Source organism: Pseudomonas sp. PA-7-1E (assembly GCF_021605325.1).
Classification (GTDB): domain Bacteria; phylum Pseudomonadota; class Gammaproteobacteria; order Pseudomonadales; family Pseudomonadaceae; genus Aquipseudomonas; species Aquipseudomonas fluorescens_BV.
Window position 1 is genome coordinate 1 of record NZ_WKFA01000028.1, and the last position, 16,635, is coordinate 16,635.

Below are 16,635 nucleotides of genomic sequence, written 5' to 3' on the forward strand. Positions count from 1 at the left end.
GGAAAACATCGCCGAAGCGCCCCTGGCGCACAAGCGCTGGAGCCGGCTGCAGGCCCGTGACAAGGCCGATGAATTACTCGCCAAGGTCGGCCTGGCGGACAAGGCCGACGCCTACCCGCGCCAGCTCTCCGGCGGCCAACAGCAACGCGTCGCCATCGCCCGGGCCTTGGCGCTCGACCCCAAAGTGCTGCTGTTCGACGAGCCCACCTCGGCCCTCGACCCGGAACTGGTGGGCGAGGTACTGGACGTGATCAAGGGCCTGACCCAACTGGGCGTGACCCTGGTGATCGTCACCCATGAGATCGGCTTTGCCCGCGAAGTGGCCGACCACGTGGTGTTCCTCTGCGACGGCCAACTGATCGAAGAAGGCCCGCCCGAACAGATCCTGCGCCAACCCCGACATCCCCGCACCCAGGCCTTTCTCGGCAAAGTGCTTTAGTTCAAGGAGTGACTGCCCATGTTTATCACCACTGCCCGTGTCGTCCTGCTGGCAATTGCCGGGGCCGCTGCCCACAGCGCATTTGCCGTGCAACAGGTCGACCTCAGCCCCGATCGCCCGCGCATCCATGCGCCACGCAATGAAGCGGCCATCGCGCAGATCCCGCCCGGCTTCAAGTTCGCCCAGCCGGGCAAGTTCACCGTGGCCGTGTCAGGCGTAGCCGGGCCACCGCTGGCGCTGCTGGCCAGTGACGACAAGACCACCATCGGCAGCGAGGCCGACACCGCCCAATTGGTAGCCGACAGCCTTGGCCTGCAACTCAACGTAGTGCAGACCAGTTGGGAAGACTGGCCCCTGGGCGTCAGCTCGGGCAAATACGACGCGGTGATCAGCAACGTCACCGTGACCGAGGCACGCAAAAAGCGTTTCGACTTCGCCACCTACCGCCAGGACGTGCTCGGGTTTTACGTCAAGAGCACCAGCAAGATCAGTGAGATCAAGCAGGCGGCGGATATTGCCGGGCTGAAGATCATCGTCGGCTCCGGCACCAACCAGGAAAAAGTCCTGCTGGCGTGGAACGAGGCCAATGAGAAAGCCGGCCTCAAACCTGCGTTGTTGCAGTACTTCGACGACCAGGCCGCCGCACAACTGGCGGTGCAGTCTGGGCGCAGCGACGCACTGTTCGGGCCGAACTCGGTGTATGCCTATTCGGCAGCGATCACCGGCGGCATCAAGCGTGTCGGCACCGTCAATGGTGGCTGGCCGTTGCAGGCGGATATCGCGGTGACCACGCGCAAGGACAACGGCCTGGTGCAGCCGATCCACACGGCACTGCAGGGTGCGATTGCCGGCGGCCAATACGAGCAGGTGCTCCAACGTTGGGGCCTGGATGTCGAGCGCGTCGACAAGTCGCTGATCAACCCACCGGGCCTGCCGGACTAGGAGCATCGACATGGGACTGACACGACGTGAAGCGCTATCGAGTATTGCCGCAGTCGGCGGTGAGAAGGCGGTCAAGGACGCATTGGCGGTGTTGGGCCTGGGCCCATCGTCACACCGCCGACCGCAACCGCTGAAACTCAAGGACGACCTGGGGCAGGGCACTCGGGTTCTGGTGCTGGGCGCCGGAATTGCTGGGCTGGTCACTGCGCTGGAGTTGACGCGCGCCGGCTTCAGTGTGCAGGTGCTGGAGGCCCGCGAGCGCGTGGGTGGCCGCACCTGGACCCTGCGTAACGGCGACCGCGTGGACTATAAGGACGGTCGCTCGCAGACGGTGAGGTTTGACCCAGGCCAGTATTTCAACGCCGGGCCGGCGCGCATCCCCAGCCAGCATCGCACAATCCTCGAATATTGCAGTGAGCTTGGCGTGCCGTTGGAAGTGCTGGTCAACAGCAGCCATGGCGCCCAGGTGCGGCCGGACCTCAGCCAAGCGGCGTTCAGTGTCGGCCAGGCGCTCAACGATACCCGCGGGCATCTGTCGGGGTTGCTGGCCAAGGCGGTGCAACGCGACGCTCTCGATGATGTATTAAGTGGCGAAGAGCGCACACGCCTGCTCGGTTTTTTGCAGGTGTACGGTGACCTGTCCCAAGAGCTGGCTTTTGAAGGCACCCTGCGCTCCGGGCACCTTGAATCTGCCGCCCACCCTGGCGCCTTGCCCGACCGCCGCAGGCCGTTGACGTTAGAGCGGTTGCTGCACCCGGAACTCTGGGGGGCTTTACTGCACACCGAGTTCCCGGAATTTTCGGCCACCATGTTCCAGCCAGTGGGCGGCATGGACCGCATCACCGAGGCCTTCTACCGACGCGTGCAGGAGCAGGTGCAACTGGGCGCCCAGGTGCGGCAGATCCGCCAGCTGGAGGACGGCGTGGCGGTGACTTACCACGACCAGCACAGTGGCCGTGAACAGGTGGTGCGTGCCGACTTTCTGGTCTCCACCTTGCCGCTGCCCCTGCTGGCCAAGCTCGACACGGACTTCAGCGCGCCGGTCAAGGCGGCCCTGCTCATCACCCGCAGCGACCAGGCGACCAAGGTGGCCTGGCAATCCCCGCGCTTTTGGGAGACCGACTACCGTACCTACGGCGGCTTGTCGTGGATCGAGCACCCGGCGCGCCTGCTGTGGTACCCCAGCAACGACCTCAACACCCGCGAAGGCGTGCTGGTGGCCGGTTACGTGACCGGCGAGGGTGCCGACGTGTTTGGCGGCCAGCCCCTCGATCAGCAGTACGCCGCTTCCCGGCAAGCCGTGGAGCTGTTGCATCCAGGTTACTCCAGGCACTTGCGCAGTCCTCTGGCGGTGTCCTGGGAGCAGATCCCCTACAGCGAAGGCCCGTGGTTGCAACGCGAACACTTCCCCGCCGAGGCCCACGCCCTGCTTGAACAGCCCCATGGCCGGGTGTACTTCGCCGGCGACGGCCTGGTGCAGAGCGGCGTGGGTATCTGGCAGGAATCGGCAGCCAACTCGGCGCGCCATGTGGTCGCGCAACTGGCCGAGCGCATCACCCAACAACACCAACTCGCGGCGTTGGCCGCATTCTGAGGAGCCTCACCATGAGCGACAGCATCCAACGCACCAGCGTCGGCGAATTCCCCATCTCGCAAACCGTCACCGTGCCGGCCTCGGCCAGCCTGGTGTTTGTCAGCGGCACGCTGCCGGACCCCGCCGACCCGAAGGTGCCTGGGGTATATGGCGACACCGAAGTGCAGAGCGTTTCAGTGTTCAACAAACTGCGCCAGATCCTGCGCCAACACGACCTGGACCTGGGCGACATCGTGCAGTTACGGGTGTTTCTGGTCGGCGCCGAAGAGACCGATGGCAAGCTGGATTTTGCCGGGTTGCAGCGCGGCTATACCCAGTTCTTTGGCACGCCCGAACAGCCAAACAAACCGGCGCGCACCGCGTTGCAAGTAGTGGCGTTGCCGTTGCCGGGGGCGTTGGTGGAGGTGGAGGCGATTGCGGCCAGGGCGGTGTGATCACACCCGTCACTGTGTGGATCGTTCCCACGCTCTGCGTGGGAATGCCGCCCCGGACGCTCCGCGTCCCATCGCCTCGCAAGCGCCACGCACTGCACAAGGTGACGCGGAGCGTCACAGAATGTATTCCCATGCAGATCGTGGGAACGATCATCATGGCAGAGGTTCCACCTACTCCTGCAACAGCAATGCCTGCTGCTTGAGCCTGCGTTTTTGCGCAAACGGCAAGCTCTCATCATCCCCATACGGCGCGCTATACCAGTTGCCGTAGCTCGGGTTGGGCAGCAGGAACCAACGCTGGCCTAGCCAATTCACATAGGGTTCGACGGCCTTGCGTTGTGCATCCAGGGTGTTGTGTTCGGCTTGCACGAAATCTCCCAGCGAGTCACCAGCCATCAACAGCACGCGGGCATGGCTGGCGACCCACTGGCGGCGGCACTGCTTGCCGTAGCCCGCGCTTTCGCAGTGGCCGGTGGGGGTGCTGGCCGCCAGGATCTGTGCGTCGCTCTCAATCGGAAAGCCGCGCAAACGCAGGTTTTTGGCGGTGGCCGCGACCTGGCTGTGTTCGCGGTTGGTGAGGTAGTACACCTTGACACCTTTTTGTCTGGCCGCTTGCAGGAACGCCACGGAACCTGGCAGCGCCTGGGCCTTGGCCTGCTCGACCCAGGTATTCCAGCGATCGTAGGAATAGACCTGATTGTTGATGATGTCGCGAGCGTTGAGGGGCACGTTGTCCAACAGCGTTTCGTCGATGTCCACCACCACGGCCGGGGGCAAGCCGGCCAGGTTGCGTGGGGCAAAGGGCAGGGCGTCCCAGCTCGGGTCGGCCAGGGCGACATCCAGTTGGCGGGTGGCGTTGGCGAAGAGCTGGCGGTAGATCAGCTCGTGTTCGATGGACGTCTGGGTCCAGAGCACTGCATCGAGTTGGTCGTTGGCCGGGGGTGTTTGCTGGCAGCCTGCCAGAGCGGTGGTCAACAGGCAGACACTGGCGAATAACAAGTTACGCATGAGCAAGTCTCGCAGAGGGTAGGCGCGTGGTCAGCACAGTAGCGCAATTACCCGCACAATCAAGGCGTGCACACCAGTGACTGGCGCTCATAGTTCAGCGCCTTGTTCTGCGGTGGTAACGCATAGGTGGCACGACAATGCTGCTCACCCCACTTGATGATCAGCGTGCCCTGATCCTCTTCCACCAGTGCCAAGGCATTGCCATTCGGATCGGCAATCGCCAACTGCTTGCCATTGGCGTCTTCCAGTGATGCACCAAACGACAGCGGTTGATGCTGGGCATCAAACAACTCAAACAATACGCGACGCCCGCTAGTGCCACTGTAATGCGCCACCACGATGGCGCCACGGCGCGGCACCAGTTGCTGGGTGGCGTTGGTGATTTCCACGTCGCCTCCCAGATCGCGGGTGTCCAGGCTGATCCAGTTGACCCGGTAGGGTTGCGCAGTGGGCACCACGGCATAGCCGTTGTACCCGGTCTCCACCCCGCTGTAGCTGCTGATCTTGGCACCAGAGACGCCTGGTACTTCGGCCAGGGCGAAGGTCTCGCTGACCGTCTGCCCCAGGTTGACGCCACCCGCATGAGCCACCACCGAGCCTGCGAGGTTGAAGTTCTGTGAGTTGTAGCCCTGGCCCTGGCTGTAACCGAGGCTGACATCTGCCACGGCGGTGCGACTGTTGACGTTCACCGAGCCTGAGTCGCCGCTGGTGTCACTGTGGCCGGCCTGCACCGAATAGAAAGTGTCGCTGGTATCGGCCACGTAGCCATTGATGCCCGCTTGGGTGGTGGTATCGCCACGTTGGTGGCTGGTGGTGACAAACGCCCGTGGCGCGCGGGCCTGGCTGCCCAGCGGGAAAGACACCGACAGGTTCACCTGCGTGTCGCTGCTCGGCTCGCCCCAGGTGACGATCTGCTTGGTGCGCGTCACGCCAAGGTTGTAGCTCAGGTCGCCCCAGTTGCCGGTGTAGCCCGCGGAAAAGCTCTGGGAGCCGCCCCGATTCCAGTAGCGTTGGTCGCTGGCGTTCACATACAGGCTGCCGAATTCGCTGTTGCGTCCGATGCTCTGGTTGATGGTCAGGTCGGTGCGGGTTTTCGAGTGGCCGGTGCGTACGCGCAGGTCTTCGCTGCTGTCTTCCACATGGTCGGTGAGGGTGCGATAGCCCTCGGTGGAGTAGCGATAGGCGGCCAGGGTGAAGTTGGTATCGGTGCCGGCAAAGGTCTTGGCGTACAAGGCGCGTACGCTGCTGCCCTGGGAGGTTCGCCCCTGGGCCTTGCTGGACGAATGGGTGGTATCCAGGGAGAACGCACCGAACGAGGTGTTCCGCCCGGCACCGATCGACAGCGCGCTGTAGTCCTCACTGGCTTGCACACCGACAATCCCACTGAGGTTGCTGGTCAAGCCGTAGGCCAGCGTACCGCTGAGAAAGCGCGGGGAGGCCAGGCCATCGGCATTGCTTTTGAACGTGCCCGCCGAGACGCTGTATTTCACCTGGCCTTCGCGCACCATGATCGGCAGGCTGGAGAACGCCTGCATCGTCACCCGGCGCGTGCCGTCGGCTTCAATCACGGTGATTTGCAGGTCACCGTTGGAGCCGCTGGGGTAGATATCGTTGATCTCAAACGGGCCTGGCGCGACGTTGGCGGTGTAGAGGATGTAGTCGTTCTGGCGGATTTCCACCGTCGCGTTGGTCTGCGCCACCCCACGGATTACGGGTGCATAGCCGCGTTCGCTGTCGGCGCGCATGCCATCATCAGAGGCGAGCTTGACCCCGCGATAGCGCACGCTGTCGAACAGGTCAGTGTCGGAGAAAATCTCACCGGCGCTGAACTGGCCCTTGATCGCGGTGACGTCATGCTGCAAGTAAGTGCGGTTGCTGGTGAAGGTGTTCGAGCGATCGGTGCCGCCGCTCAGGTTCGACTCGTTGCGCAGGCGCCAGGCCCCCAGGTTGATGCCGTTGCGCAGGCCCAGGTTATTGGCAATGCGGGTTTTATAGTCGCCGGCGGTGCGGCTGCTGTTGAGCTGGTAGTTGATGAAAGCGGCGGGCACACCGTCGTCCCACAACTGTGGGTCGACATACCCGCGCAAGCCACGCTGCATCGCCACCTGCGGGATACTTGCGAGCAGGCGTAGACGGCTGCTGTCGTAGCGCACGCTGGCGTCTTCGATCATGTCGGCAAGGGCGTAGCAGTCCTGCGGCTGCTGCGGGTCAAGTTTGCCCTCGGCCTGCAAACGGTGCAGGTCGATACCCAGTTGCTTGAGCAGGTTGAGGGTCAGGCAGGCTTCTACACGACCGTTTTTCGGGTTGCGCTTGAAATCGATATCGCGTCGGCCCACCAGCATTTCGTTGCTGTACAGGTCGACGCGGTAATTGCCCGGCAGCACGCTGTTGGCCGAGAGCAATTGCTGCAAGTCCACCGGCGACTGCGAGCCTTGCAGGAAGGTGGTGTTGAAGGTTTGCGCAGCATCATCGGCCATGGTCAGACTGGGCAAGCTGGCAGCAATCGCCAGCGACAGCGTCTTCAACTTCAATACGCCACGTGCGGGCCTGTTGCTGGAAAGAAAAGACATGCGAAGACCTATGACATCCCTGATTGACGGACAGTCGGGCACGCAAACACGCACGCGAAGTGAGCTTGTGAGTTAGCGAAAGTGCTTAGGGGTTAAGTCGCGATTCAGTCGCATACGCCGGTAGCGCAGTGCCGCTAGACAGTGGCGCGCTGTAGTGATTCTGCGCGCCGTAATCATTGATGCTGGAAAACGACAACCGCACCGGCCCGCTGGCAACTGGAGCACTGAGCGCAAACTGTTTTTGTTCGCCGGGCGCAATCATGGTGGAGTCGCTGGCCACTACCGCCTGCACTTTGATGTCGGCCATGGACACGTGGTACAGCGTCGGGTTTTTCACCTGCAACAGGGTTTGGCTGCCGTGTTTGGCCAGCGTCCATTCAAGCTGTGCAGGGGCTTGCAGCGCGCTGCCGGTAAGACCGGCAGGGCGGTAAAAAATCTTGATGCGTTGGCGGATGGCCAACTGCAAGGTGTTCTCGGATTCGCTGGCTTGGGGGATTTCCTGCACATTGAGCCACACCACCGACTCGCGGTCCGTGGGCATGCCGGTGCCCTCATACAGAATGCGCAGCAGTTGTTGTTCCTTGGCGAATACCCGGGCCAGTGGCGGGGTGACGGCAAACGGTGCACGGCTGGCGCTGGCGTCGTTCATGTCGACCCAGGATTGAATCAATACATCCTGGTTACCGTTACGCACGGTGATGTTGGCTTCCTTGTGGTCACCGTCAAACACGATACGGGTGGCATTCAATGAAATGCTGGCGGCGGCCTGGGTAGCCATGAGCAAGCCCAGCAGCCCCAGACATGCGGCGATAGAACGAGGCGGCATGAGGGTTATCCGGTGTAATCAGAAGACAATGGCGAGGCCGCAAGGCCTCGCGCGTTCGGTGCCCGGGGCGCCGAATTATTCGTATTGCAGGATGAACGGCAGGGTGGCGTCACCGCGACCGGCGGTCGACGAACCCGCCGCTGCGGTAGTGACGTAGGCGGCCGCGAAGCTCAGGGTGGCGTCGCCGCCTTCAGTACCTGCACCGTGCATGGTGCTTTCAATGCGTGCGGTGCTTGGCGAGCTGAGGTCAATCAGACTGCCCTTGCTGTCCAGCAGGGCAATACCGACGTTTTGTGCAGTGGCCGAACCCGGGTTCAGGGCCAGTACTTTTTTGCCGGTGACCAGGCCGGAACCGCCGTTGTTGGCGTCAAAGATCATGGCGACCTTGGTGCCCTGGTTGCAGTTGACGTTCAGGTTGAAGTCTTTGGCGGTCACACGACCTGCGGTTGGGTTTTCCGCGGTGCCCATGTCCTTGATCGAAACGTTGCCCATGTCCACCGAAATGGTGCGGTCGGAGTTGGCGCCGTCCACCGAGCACGCGTCGTTGTTGATCACGCCGGTGAAGGTGATTTTGCCGCTGCCGCCCAGGGTTGGCGCTGCTGCTTCACCTTCGGCGAATGCACTGCCGGAGGCCGCGATAATAGCCGAGGCGATAACAGCCAGGGAAAACTTCTTCATGATGATGTCCGTAAGGTTTAGTTGGAAAAAAAGTGCTGTTGTTGAACTGCGAGCAAAGAGTAGGCGACGAGGCGGTAGGAGCGAATAAGACGATTCTTATAAGCGCTGGGGCGGGCAGGTTATTTGCACGGTTGCAGCAGTGAAGAGCCAGAAAACAAATGGCGAAGCCATTGTCCAGAAATGGCTTGCAAGTTATGCGTTAGTTGAAGATGTTACGTTCCAGGCAATAAGCAAGAAGGTCCTGGTCGCTGCTCACTTCAAGTTTGCGCATGGCCGATACTTTTTGTGCGCTGATGGTCTTTGAACTTCGATTCTGGCGGCGCGCAATGTCACTCACGCTCATGCCGGAAATAAACAGGCGCAGGATCTCGAACTCTTTGGGTGACAAACTTGTAAAGCGCTCGTCAATTGCCGTGAGGGTCTCTATCACCGAGGTCTTTGGCGGCTCCAGGCTGCGATAGTCGCTGTCTTGGGCGATCGCCTTGAGTGCCAGTTGAATCTCGGTATGCAACTGGCTTTTCTGGATGATGCCGACCACGCCCAGCTCTTGCAGGCGGGTGAGAATCAGGTGATTGGAGATCATGGTCAGGATGAGGATCTGTACCTGCGGGAAGTGCCGTTTGAGGTACTCCACCAGCTTCAGGCCATCGCCATAAGGCGAGTCGCCCGGCATGTTGTAGTCGGTAATCACGATGTCAGCGCCTTGATGCTGCAACAGCTCGATCAGGCCGGCCGAACACACGGCCTCGCCGACGACTTGAAAGCGCATGTCACGCTCTACCAGTTCGCGAACGCCAAGCAACACGATCGGGTGATCGTCCGCGATTACCACGTTGAATTTTTTCATAAAGGGCCGTCCGTAGTGCCAGTTCAAGTGAGTGAAGAGTGCCCGAGCTGGAGAGTCTCCAGAACGGCCGACAGACGCTGCATCACAGTCTTCACCTTGAGCTCAAGCGTTGTGTCGAGGCTGCCGCGGTTAAGTGCGCTTTCCAGTTCGATGCAGGCCTGGGCCAGGCTGAGCGCCTGCACTGCGCCCAGAGCGCCGGCGATCGAGTGCAGCAATTGGCCGAGGCCATGAGCATCACGCTGGACCAGGGCCGCGCCGATGCGCTGCATATCCTGCTGCACGCTGCTGATGAACAGCGGGCGCATCTTGTCCGACAGTTGCACGCGATCGTCGAATACTTGGGCGTCAGGCTCAACCGGCGACTTGACTTTGCACAGTTTGATCAACTGATCGCGCAGGGTTTGCAGGCTCAAGGGCTTGACGATCCAGGCGTTCATGCCCACTGCCAGGCAACGTACGCCTTCCTCGCGCATTGCATTGGCGGTCACGCCGATAATCGGCAAGTGTGGATCATGCTCACGCAAGGTTCTGGCCAGTTCATAGCCATTCATCAACGGCATGTTCACGTCGGTCAGCACCAGGTCGAAGGCCTTCGGTTGCCATAACTGCAACGCCTGTTCACCGTTGGCGGCCAGGCTCACCGAGCAACCGAGCGCCTCCAGCTGTTCCTTGATAATCGCCTGGTTGACCGGGTTGTCCTCGGCCACCAGGATGCGCAGCTCTAGCCGCCCGGCGCTTTGTGGCCGGGTCGCTGTGGGTTGCTCGTGCCTGCCGTGCTGCGCCAGTGATACGGTGGCGGCGATGGTGCGTATGTCGTGCATATCCACCACCCAGCCTTGGGCTGTGTGCAGCGGCGGGCTGTTTGCACCGGGCAGGCAGAGCACACGTTGGCCGGGCCATGGCTTAGGGGGATCGCCGGGTAACAGTTCTACCAGTACCGCGTGGTGACTGTCTTTGTCCTGGGTGGTCGCGGCCAGGGCGGCGGTGATTCCCAAGCGGTTGAGCCAGTCACTCATTGCCTGCGCCAGTTCGCGTACCGGTGCCTGCACATACACCGGCGTCGAGCTGGGCTCGATCAGCGGCAGGTTGGTCAGTGCACCACAACACAGTGGCAAGCGCATTTTCAGGGTAAAGCTGCTGCCCAGCCCGGGCTCGCTGACCACGCGGATTTCGCCGTCCATCATCTGCGCCAGCCACCGGCAAATCGGCAGGCCAAGCCCGGTGCCGCCTTCGCTGGCGGTGTCCGGTGCCTGGTAGAACAGATCGAAGAGCTTGGCCTGCTGCGCCTCGGCAATGCCAACGCCGGAATCGGTGACTTGCCATTCCAGGTCGACATTATTGGCGTCGCTGCCCACCACCCTGGCACGAATCACCACGCACCCAAAGTCGGTGAACTTGATGGCGTTGCTCACCAGGTTATTGAGGACCTGGCGGATGCGCATCGGGTCGCCCATCAGGCAGTTCGGCAACTGCGGGTCGATGCAACTGTAAAGCTGCAACCCCTTGCGCCGGGCGAAGGCGGCGTAGGTGTGCAAGGTATCTTCGAGCATGTCCAGCGGGCAGAAATCCACGGCTTCTATCGCCATTTGCCCGGACTCGATCTTCGAGACATCCAACACATCACTGATCAGTTGGAACAGTGTGGCGGACGAACGCTGAATGGTGTGCAGGTACGTTTTCTGGTGCGGGTCGAGGTCGGTCAGGCCGAGCAATTCGAGGGTGCCGAGCACGCCATAAAGCGGCGTGCGGATCTCATGGCTCATGGTTGCCAGGAACAGCGTCTTGGCCTCGCTGGCCGCATCGGCGGCATGACGTGCCTCTTCCAGTGCCTGGGCGTCTTCGATGTGCCGGGTGATATCGTTGAATGCATACAGGCGTACGTCTTGAGCCTGATAGCGGGTCGACACAAAGCCGATCTGCAGGTGCCGGCCTTCGATCTCCAAGTGCGTCTCACCGCTCTCGGCGCCATCTTGCTTACCGGCCATTGCCTCCACCAGGCGTGAGGTGCCCGGCCATTGCTGGGCGCGCTGGTTCTCGATCAATACCCTGCCATCGCTGCGTCGCACAACGCATAACCCAGTGGGTGCGGTGTCGATGATCACGCGGCTGAACGCCACGCTTTCGGCGATGCGTTCGTGGGCCAGTTGTGCTGGGGTGATCACCTGGCGTCGATACCATCGGCTGCCAGCCCAACCCAGTGTAATCAGGCTGAACAGCACCAACGCCATGGTGCTCAACGGCCACAATGCGGAGTGAAAGAAGTGCGAGTAGTTCAGGCCATAGACCGCGCTCCAGGGCTGGTCGCCGGCCTCGGTGACCTTGAATTCAAAGCCGTCGGCCGTGAAATGCACACCATCGCTGAGCTGCGCCTGGTTGGCTGGCCCAATCAACCGGTTACCGTCAGGGCCAATCAGGGTAAAGCGATCAAACGCCGAGTGATTCAGCGCGCGCTGTACATCGTCGACCTGCGACACGTCGAGCAGGGTGCCGATCACGGCCTGGCCCTGGGCGTCGAGTGGCAGGCCGATGTAGGCCAGCAAATGTTCGGGTTCGGGGCCGGCCTGCCAATACACCCGATTCTGCTCCAGTGGCTGCGGCGCCTGTGCAAGGATTTGCTGCACGGCGTTGACCCGGGCCACCGGGTTGTCGGTATCCTCGGGGCTTTCCCGGTGCTGATAGCCCACGGACGGAATGGTGATGGCGTAGTCGGCCTGGCGATTGAGCAGGAAGGTTTGCGGCGCCTCGTACGGCGAGGAGGACCAGAAGGCGCTGTAGTAGCTGGTCAAGTGCGCACCCAGGGCAAAAATCGGCGGCCTCGCGGCGGTGCTGATCTGCTGTTCATCGAACTTGACGCTGAAGGGCACCGAAAACGAATACTTCTGGCCCTCGTACAGCGTGCGACGGTTGTCGACCATGCGGCTTTTGAGGCTGACCTGCACGTTGGTGGCGTGCAGCAGTTCGGCCTGGATGCCGGGGTGTGTCAGGCTCTTGAGGTAGGTTTGCTGTTCTGCGAGGTTTTCCATCAGCCGCGCAAAGTGAAAGCGCATCGCGCTGTAGCGAATTTCGACGCCCCGGTGCAGAGACCAGTAATTGGTCAGCATCAGCAGCAACGCGATTCCCATCAACACCATCAAGCCTTTGTTCAGGCGCAATGAGCTGCGGGTAAAGGCTTCGAGAATCGCGTTATTGTGCTTCATCAGGGGTTTCCGCAGGCGCAGGATAAATCGGCACTGGATGGAGCTTACTCCTTATGATCGTGGCCGCCAGCTAGTGAGATGTCGCGGGGCCATCATTGTTCAGTAGCTGCTGAAATTGGTCCGAAGACACTGCGTGAGAGATCAGGAACCCCTGCACCTGATTGCAGTCGATTTTGCGCAGCAGCGCCAATTGCTGCGGGGTCTCCACGCCCTCGGCAACCACCGTCAGACCCAACTTGCGGCCCAGCGCGATAATGCTCGCCAATGCCTGGGCGATGCCTTCGTTGTCGTGGCTGCCCTGCACCAGCGCCTGGTCGATCTTCAGTTCGGTAAATGGCGTGGACACCAGATTGAGGTAGGAGCTGTAGCCCTTGCCGAAATCATCCTGGGACAAACCGAACCCCTTGATCCGCAATCGGCAGGCGCCGGCGTAGAAATTGCTGATGTCCTGCGGCACCGAACATTCCATCAACTCGAAGCAGATCATTCCCGGGATACCATCGTGGTGCAGCACGAACTCCAGCAAACGGTCTGCCAGGTCATGGCTGTTGAGCAAGTGGGTCGGCAGGTTGATCGACACTGGAATTTCATAGCCGCGCTGGCGCCAGTGTTCCTGGGCGTGGATCGCTTGCTTGAGCACCAGCCACAACAGCCGCTCCTCCAGTTCGAACGCCTTGATTGCCGGCAGGAACGCGGCAGGCAGCATCACGCCTTGTTCGGGGTGCATCCAGCGCACCAGGGCTTCGGCAGCGACGATACGGCCGTTGGCCAGGGATTTTTTCGGCTGGAACCAGGCCTGGAACTGGCCGCTGCTCATGGCCTGCACCAGCGTGTGACGGTCGATGTCCATGTGCTCGGGCAGTTCGGGGGTAGGCGTGCGCACCCTGTTCCTGAGTTGGTTGACCAGGGTGCGCAAGGCCTCGGCGTTCACGGGCTTGGAAATCAGGCCAAGCACTTCCACATCGAGGTTTTTCGCCACCAGGCTGGCCGCCATCAGCATGCGCCTCGACGCCGCACTCATGATTGCCAGCGCCGGCTTGCAGCGCAGGCTGGCCAGGCACTGGATAAACTGCACGCCGTCCATGCCGGGCATCAGCAGGTCGGTCAGTACCAGGTCGAAGTCCCGCTGGCGCAGGCGCTCCAGCGCTTCTTTGCCATCCTCGGCGGTTTCGAGCAGGAAGTCTCCCAACTCGCTGAGCAAGTTCTGCAGGTAGATATGCTGCAGGGGATGGTCCTCGACAATCAGAATACTAAGGGGCTTCATGGGTGATCCGTGCATAAGGCGCCAGGGAGTTGAATAGAGCCCGCAACGCAAAGGGTTTGACCAGGCAATGGTTCATGCCGGCGGCCAGGCACAGGTCGGCCTCGCCGCGCATGGCGTTGGCGGTGGCCCCGATAATCGGCAACGTGCAGCCCTGGCGCCGCAGTTCACGCGCCAGTTCATAGCCGTTGATATGGGGCATGTTCACATCCGTCAACACCACGTCGAAGTTGCCGGCGGTGTGGAGCTGCAACGCTTGCTGACCGTCGGCCGCCAGCTCCACGGTGCAGCCGAGTTCTTCCAGTTGATCACGCAAAATCAGCTGGTTGATGATGTTGTCCTCGGCCACCAGCAGGTGCAGGTTGAGTTTGTTCAGATCCCGCCGGTGCGTTTGCTCATCGGCACGGGCCACCCATAGCCCTTGCGCCTGGCTCACGGCCTGATGAATAGCCCCCAGGTGGTTGAGGTTGACGTGCCAGGCGCCGGCGTCGGCTTCTACGCCGGGGCAGGCGTTGCTGCTCACGTGAATCACCGGCCCGGGCCACTCGGGCACCAGCAACGGGTCGACACTGCCGGGGTGCACTTGCAACAGCAGATGTGTGTCCGCCAGCGTCGGCAAGCCGGCCTGGGCCCTCGCGCCCCAACGGCGCAACCAGCCGGCGATGGCGTTTGCCAGTTCCGGGATCGGCGAGGCTACGTAAATGGTCTCGGCCAGCAACGGTGTCATCGGTGGAACAGATGCTTCTTCCAACGGCAGGATCAGGCTGAAACTGCTGCCCAGGCCGAGTTCGCTGACCATGCGGATATTGCCGTTCATCAACTCCGTCAGACGCTGGCAGATAGGCAGGCCCAGGCCGGTGCCGGCGACCACATTGGTATTGCCCTCACTCTGGTAAAACGGCTCGAAGATCATCGCCTGGTCTTCCTGGGCGATACCTTTGCCGGTGTCCGAGACTTGCCACAACAGACTGGAGCGTTCTCCGTCGCGGCCCAGCACTTTGACCCGCAGCACCACGCGCCCATAGTCGGTAAATTTCACCGCGTTGTTGAGCAGGTTATTGAGAATCTGGCGGATGCGCGTTACGTCGCCGATCAGACGTTCCGGCAGCTTGGGATCAAAGCAGGCATACAACTGCAGGCCCTTGGCGTGGGCCGCTGCGGCGTAGCCCTGGATGATTTCATGCACAAGGTCCAGCGCAGAGAACTCGCCCATCTCCAGTGCCAACTGCCCGGCCTCGATCTTCGATACGTCCAGCACATCGCAGATCAGTTGCAGCAAGGTCGACGATGAGCCTTCGATCGCCTGCAAGTAGTCCTTTTGTTGTGCATCCAGTTGCGTGCGCGCCAGTAGTTCCAGGGTGCCGAGCACGCCATACAGCGGTGTACGGATTTCATGGCTCATGGTCGCCAGGAACAGGGTTTTTGCCGCGTTGGCTGCGTCCGCCGATTGCCGCGCCTCTTCCAGCGCCGCCTCGACCTGCTTGCGCGCACTGATGTCACTGAAGGCGCAAAACAGCACGTCTTCGCCTTTGTAGCGGGTGGGTGCACTGCTCAGGTACAGGTGACGGCCATCGATGGTTTCAAAGTAGTCACTGCGCTCGGAAGGTCCGTTGGCAAAGGCTTGCTCGATCCAGCCGGCGCGCAGCGCCTCGCGCTCCGGCCCGTTACCCAGCCATTGCTGGGCCAGGGCGTTTTCCAGTACCACCTGGCCGTCGGTGCGGCGCAGCACGCAGAGGGCCACAGGAGCGGTCTGGATCACATCGCGGCCGAAGGCTTCGCTTTCGATCAGCGCCTGGATGCGATGGATCGACGGAATGATAAAACGCTGGTCGACGCGGCGCATCACCAGCCCGATCAGCGTCAGGCTGAACAGGCAGAGCAACAACGAACCGAGCAGCTGTTTCCACAGGCCAGTGACCACTGCACGCAGGTCGATGGAGTACATCAACTGCCACTCAGAGGACTTCAGGTGTTTGCGAATCACCAGGTGGTCGGGTAGCCAGCCGTTGCCGACAAAACCGAAAAAACTGTCTTCGCCGGGCCTCAGCTGTTGCTGGCTCAACTGTGTATCGGTGCTGTTGGTGAACACCAGCATGCCCTGGGAATTGAGCATCATGAACTCGCCGGCGCTCTGGTCGCTGAGTGTCGAGGAGACTTCACGGCTATCCATCTCCAGGCCGAGCCAGCCGGAGTCGGGGTCGCGTTCGTCCAGGCGGATGAAGATGTACAGGTGCGAGTGCTGTTCAGTCCTGTCGCTCAGCCAAAGTTCGTTAAGTGTGGCCGGGTCGGTGTGCTGCAGGGCCTTGAGGCGGTTGAGCATGCATTTGGAAATCGGCAATACCTGCGCGGTGGCGTCGTAAAGGCGCATCACTTGCGGGTTGGGGCCGGCGTTGACATAGAGTAGGTTCAGCTGTTTGGCCTTCAGGTAGTCGCGCATGCGTGCGGTCAGCCAGATGCTCCACTGGTTGCCCGATGTGTCGCCCAATTCCAGGTGCTGTTCTTCGGCCGAGGATGGATAGACCCTGGACTGCTTGCGCACTGCCGACAGGCTCAGGCTTTCGAGCAGGGCTTGGCGGTTGGTGAAAAAGGTATGGGCTTCGGCAATGGCGCTGCTCATGTAGCCGCGGCGCTGGGAGATGTCGTTGTTGAAGGTCGACAGCAAAAAGGTATAGACCCCGCTGAGGATGCCTACCAGCAGCACGCTCGCAAAAATACGAAGCAGCCTTCTGGCTGCTTCGGGTCGGGAGAGGACGGGGTTGATCTGGAGCAGATAACTTTTCAATCGCATCGGCGGACTTTACGTCTGGGCCTTTGCCGGTGGCATAAGACGATCCTTAAA

At 61.5% G+C, this 16,635-nt stretch carries 12 protein-coding genes; 4 read left to right on the forward strand and 8 right to left on the reverse strand.

The features are described from left to right. The 4 genes from GIW79_RS18000 to GIW79_RS18015 form a co-directional block, all read left to right on the forward strand. On the forward strand, window positions 1–439 hold a 439-nt coding region (locus GIW79_RS18000; protein ID WP_236477397.1), incomplete at its 5' end, for an amino acid ABC transporter ATP-binding protein. Window positions 440–457: 18 nt separating this feature from the next. Next, window positions 458–1,381 carry an ABC transporter substrate-binding protein gene (locus tag GIW79_RS18005; protein ID WP_054917520.1) on the forward strand — a complete coding sequence of 308 codons (924 nt, stop codon included), beginning with the start codon at window positions 458–460 and terminating at the stop codon, window positions 1,379–1,381. 10 nt (window positions 1,382–1,391) lie between these two features. Next, window positions 1,392–2,975: a flavin monoamine oxidase family protein gene (locus tag GIW79_RS18010; RefSeq protein WP_236453397.1), complete on the forward strand. Its 1,584-nt coding sequence runs from the start codon at window positions 1,392–1,394 to the stop codon at window positions 2,973–2,975. Window positions 2,976–2,986: 11 nt separating this feature from the next. Then, window positions 2,987–3,409, forward strand: coding sequence for a RidA family protein (locus tag GIW79_RS18015; protein ID WP_032896335.1), 423 nt, complete (start codon window positions 2,987–2,989; stop codon window positions 3,407–3,409). 171 nt (window positions 3,410–3,580) lie between these two features. On the opposite strand, the gene GIW79_RS18020 is transcribed toward GIW79_RS18015, so the two are convergent. The 8 genes from GIW79_RS18020 to GIW79_RS18055 form a co-directional block, all read right to left on the reverse strand. Beyond that, window positions 3,581–4,417, reverse strand: a complete 837-nt coding sequence (locus GIW79_RS18020; RefSeq protein ID WP_181125088.1) for a 5'-nucleotidase, lipoprotein e(P4) family — start codon at window positions 4,415–4,417, stop codon at window positions 3,581–3,583. 59 nt (window positions 4,418–4,476) lie between these two features. After that, the gene (locus GIW79_RS18025; RefSeq protein WP_236453399.1) at window positions 4,477–6,987 is read right to left on the reverse strand and encodes a fimbria/pilus outer membrane usher protein; all 2,511 of its coding nucleotides are present in this window, start codon (window positions 6,985–6,987) and stop codon (window positions 4,477–4,479) included. Window positions 6,988–7,072: 85 nt separating this feature from the next. Beyond that, window positions 7,073–7,813, reverse strand: a complete 741-nt coding sequence (locus tag GIW79_RS18030; protein WP_014719105.1) for a fimbrial biogenesis chaperone — start codon at window positions 7,811–7,813, stop codon at window positions 7,073–7,075. A 75-nt stretch (window positions 7,814–7,888) separates the two neighbouring features. Beyond that, window positions 7,889–8,491 carry a fimbrial protein gene (locus GIW79_RS18035; RefSeq protein ID WP_014719104.1) on the reverse strand — a complete coding sequence of 201 codons (603 nt, stop codon included), beginning with the start codon at window positions 8,489–8,491 and terminating at the stop codon, window positions 7,889–7,891. Window positions 8,492–8,690: 199 nt separating this feature from the next. After that, the gene (locus tag GIW79_RS18040; RefSeq protein WP_054898360.1) at window positions 8,691–9,338 is read right to left on the reverse strand and encodes a response regulator; all 648 of its coding nucleotides are present in this window, start codon (window positions 9,336–9,338) and stop codon (window positions 8,691–8,693) included. A gap of 23 nt (window positions 9,339–9,361) precedes the next feature. Then, window positions 9,362–12,535: a hybrid sensor histidine kinase/response regulator gene (locus GIW79_RS18045; protein WP_236453401.1), complete on the reverse strand. Its 3,174-nt coding sequence runs from the start codon at window positions 12,533–12,535 to the stop codon at window positions 9,362–9,364. 70 nt (window positions 12,536–12,605) lie between these two features. Continuing rightward, window positions 12,606–13,799 carry an EAL domain-containing response regulator gene (locus GIW79_RS18050; protein ID WP_003192443.1) on the reverse strand — a complete coding sequence of 398 codons (1,194 nt, stop codon included), beginning with the start codon at window positions 13,797–13,799 and terminating at the stop codon, window positions 12,606–12,608. Next, complete coding sequence (locus tag GIW79_RS18055) at window positions 13,786–16,584, reverse strand: ATP-binding protein (protein ID WP_057975004.1); 2,799 nt, start codon at window positions 16,582–16,584, stop codon at window positions 13,786–13,788. The genes GIW79_RS18050 and GIW79_RS18055 overlap by 14 nt, the downstream gene beginning before the upstream one ends. Window positions 16,585–16,635 lie beyond the last annotated feature (51 nt).

What these genes read in the sequence shown, in the direction of transcription:
- GIW79_RS18010 (WP_236453397.1), top strand. Translation starts at nt 1,392, where the DNA reads ATGGGACTGACACGACGTGAAGCGCTATCGAGTATTGCCGCAGTCGGC.
- GIW79_RS18040 (WP_054898360.1), bottom strand. Translation starts at nt 9,338, where the DNA reads ATGAAAAAATTCAACGTGGTAATCGCGGACGATCACCCGATCGTGTTG.
- GIW79_RS18030 (WP_014719105.1), bottom strand. Translation starts at nt 7,813, where the DNA reads ATGCCGCCTCGTTCTATCGCCGCATGTCTGGGGCTGCTGGGCTTGCTC.
- GIW79_RS18050 (WP_003192443.1), bottom strand. Translation starts at nt 13,799, where the DNA reads ATGAAGCCCCTTAGTATTCTGATTGTCGAGGACCATCCCCTGCAGCAT.
- GIW79_RS18035 (WP_014719104.1), bottom strand. Translation starts at nt 8,491, where the DNA reads ATGAAGAAGTTTTCCCTGGCTGTTATCGCCTCGGCTATTATCGCGGCC.
- GIW79_RS18055 (WP_057975004.1), bottom strand. Translation starts at nt 16,584, where the DNA reads ATGCGATTGAAAAGTTATCTGCTCCAGATCAACCCCGTCCTCTCCCGA.
- GIW79_RS18005 (WP_054917520.1), top strand. Translation starts at nt 458, where the DNA reads ATGTTTATCACCACTGCCCGTGTCGTCCTGCTGGCAATTGCCGGGGCC.
- GIW79_RS18015 (WP_032896335.1), top strand. Translation starts at nt 2,987, where the DNA reads ATGAGCGACAGCATCCAACGCACCAGCGTCGGCGAATTCCCCATCTCG.
- GIW79_RS18020 (WP_181125088.1), bottom strand. Translation starts at nt 4,417, where the DNA reads ATGCGTAACTTGTTATTCGCCAGTGTCTGCCTGTTGACCACCGCTCTG.
- GIW79_RS18025 (WP_236453399.1), bottom strand. Translation starts at nt 6,987, where the DNA reads ATGTCTTTTCTTTCCAGCAACAGGCCCGCACGTGGCGTATTGAAGTTG.
- GIW79_RS18045 (WP_236453401.1), bottom strand. Translation starts at nt 12,535, where the DNA reads ATGAAGCACAATAACGCGATTCTCGAAGCCTTTACCCGCAGCTCATTG.